Raw genomic sequence first — 2,489 nt, 5'->3', positions numbered from 1 at the left:
CGTGCCGTCGCCAGTTTGGCCTTGTAGAAGTTGTCGCCGGAATCCTGCTTCTCCAACGCGATCTTCGCCATCTGCGCGAAGAAGTAGGCGAATACCATGTGTCCGACCACGCGCAGATACGGAACGGCCGCGGCGCCGACTTCATCCTGGTTCTGGAATGCCTTCATGCCGATTTCCATCGTCAGCTTGCCCACCTTGTCGCCGATGTCGCCGAGCGGCGTGATGAATTCCGACATCGCTTCGTCGGTGCCGTTCTCTTCCACGAACGCCTTGACCTTGTCGCCGAACTTGCGCAGCTTGGCGCCGTTGTCCATCAGGATCTTGCGGCCCAGCAGGTCCAGCGACTGGATGGTATTGGTGCCTTCATAGATCATGTTGATGCGGGCGTCGCGCACATACTGCTCCATGCCCCACTCGGAGATGAATCCGTGGCCGCCGTATACCTGCATGCACTCGGAGGTCGCGATCCAGCCGTTGTCGGTCAGGAAGGCCTTGATGATCGGGGTAAGCAGCGCGACTTCGTCAGCGGCATCCTTGCGTACCTGCTCGTCCGGATGATTGAGTTCACGGTCGATCTGCAGCGCGATGTAGGAGCTGAACGCACGGCCGCCTTCGGCGAATGCACGGGCGGTCAGCAGCATGCGGCGAACGTCCGGATGGACGATGATCGGGTCGGCCGGCTTGTCCGGTGCCTTCACGCCGGACAGGCTGCGCATCTGCAGGCGGTCCTTCGCATACACCACCGCGTTCTGGTAAGCGACTTCGGTCAGGCCCAGCGACTGCATGCCGACGCCGAGACGGGCCGCATTCATCATCACGAACATGGCGTTCAGGCCCTTGTTCGGCTCGCCGATCAGCCAGCCGATGGCGCCGTCCATGTTCATCTGGCAAGTGGAGTTGCCGTGGATTCCCATCTTCTCTTCGATCGCACCACAGAAAATCTTATTGCGTTCGCCCGGTGTACCGTCGGCGTTCGGGATGTATTTCGGCACGAGGAACAGCGAGATTCCCTTGGTGCCGGCCGGTGCGTCCGGCAAGCGTGCCAGCACGAGGTGGATGATGTTGGCCGACATTTCATGCTCGCCGGCGGAGATGAAGATCTTGCCGCCGGTGATCCGGTAGGAGCCGTCCGCCTGCGGCTCGGCCTTCGAGCGCAGCATGCCGAGGTCGGTACCGCAGTGCGGCTCGGTCAGGCACATCGTGCCGGTCCATTCGCCGGACACCAGCTTAGGCAGGTACATCGCCTTCTGTTCGGGCGTGCCGTGCTCGTGCAGGCATTCATACGCGCCATGCGACAGGCCGGGATACATGGTCCAGGCCTGGTTGGCGGAGTTGAGCATTTCGTAGAAGGAGTTGTTCAGCACGATGGGCAAGCCCTGGCCGCCGTACTCGGGATCGCATGACAGCGATGGCCAGCCGGCCTCGACGTACTGCTTGTAGGCTTCCTTGAAACCCTTCGGCGTGTGCACGACGTGGGTCTCCTTGTCCAGGCGGCAGCCTTCGCGGTCGCCGGGATGATTCAAGGGGAAAATGACCTGTGAAGTGAATTTGCCGCCCTCTTCCAGCACCTGATTGATGATGTCGGCGTCGATCTCGGCGTGCGCCGGCAGTTGCTTTAATTCTTCTTCGACTTTAAGCAGTTCGTGCAGCACGAACTGCATATCCCGCAACGGCGCAATATATTGACCCATAGTTATTCTCCTGATACTGAATGAATTAGGCTGTTTTCTGTACAGCGGATTTGGAATTTTCTTTCGCAACCGGCCTATCGTCATCGGCCGGCTGTGGCTGCTGATTGTTGCGGATCAGGCGTTCGAAACCGGTTTGTGCGCGCTCGACGCTGCCGGGCATCTTCATGAATCGGGCGTCGTGATGCAGCGCCAGGATCAGTCCATACATTTCGTACACAAGCTGATCCGGATCGGTGTCCGCCCCGAGGTGGCCCATGTCGATGCATTGCTTGACGCAGCGCCGCAGCGCACCCTGCCATGCATGGACCATGCTCACCAGCTGATCGCGGATGGCGCCGGGCCGGTCGTCATATTCGACCGCGCCACTGATATAGATGCAGCCGGAAGCAATCTCGACCGACACGCGCCGGACCCAGCGACCGAACATCGATTGAAGGCGCGGCAGGCCACGTGGCTCCTTCATGCTCGGGTAAAACACTTCCTGTTCGAAATGCTGGTGATACAGCTTGACGACTTCAATCTGAAGATCTTCACGCGACCCGAAATGCGCGAACACCCCCGACTTGCTCATGTTCATCTTGTCCGCCAGCAAACCAATGGTCAGGCCCTCAAGGCCGTCCCTGCTTGCCAGATCAAGTGCCACGTCGAGGATGGCAGCGCGCGTCAGTTCGCCCTTACGCATAAATTTCGGTGTCGATTCAGTGATATTGATAGCCACAGCAGCCCTATTGAAATTTCGAAAAACGATCAAGAAATGGCGCGGATAACTAAGCGAACGCTCGTACTATTATCCACCGG

Annotated in this window: 2 protein-coding genes; both read right to left on the bottom strand. The window is 59.2% G+C overall.

Annotated elements, in window-relative coordinates; genetic code table 11:
* A partial coding sequence (locus VGU61_RS02885; RefSeq protein ID WP_326857598.1) for an acyl-CoA dehydrogenase C-terminal domain-containing protein occupies positions 1-1,691 on the bottom strand: 1,691 nt, incomplete at its 3' end.
* Positions 1,692-1,716: 25 nt separating this feature from the next.
* The gene (locus VGU61_RS02880) at positions 1,717-2,373 is read right to left on the bottom strand and encodes a TetR/AcrR family transcriptional regulator (protein ID WP_326857599.1); all 657 of its coding nucleotides are present in this window, start codon (positions 2,371-2,373) and stop codon (positions 1,717-1,719) included.
* Between the last annotated feature and the right edge of the window lie 116 nt (positions 2,374-2,489).

Source organism: Noviherbaspirillum sp. (genome assembly GCF_035944575.1).
Classification (GTDB): domain Bacteria; phylum Pseudomonadota; class Gammaproteobacteria; order Burkholderiales; family Burkholderiaceae_D; genus Noviherbaspirillum.
Note: the sequence above shows the minus strand (reverse complement) of the source record. Positions and strands in the feature narration are given on the sequence as shown.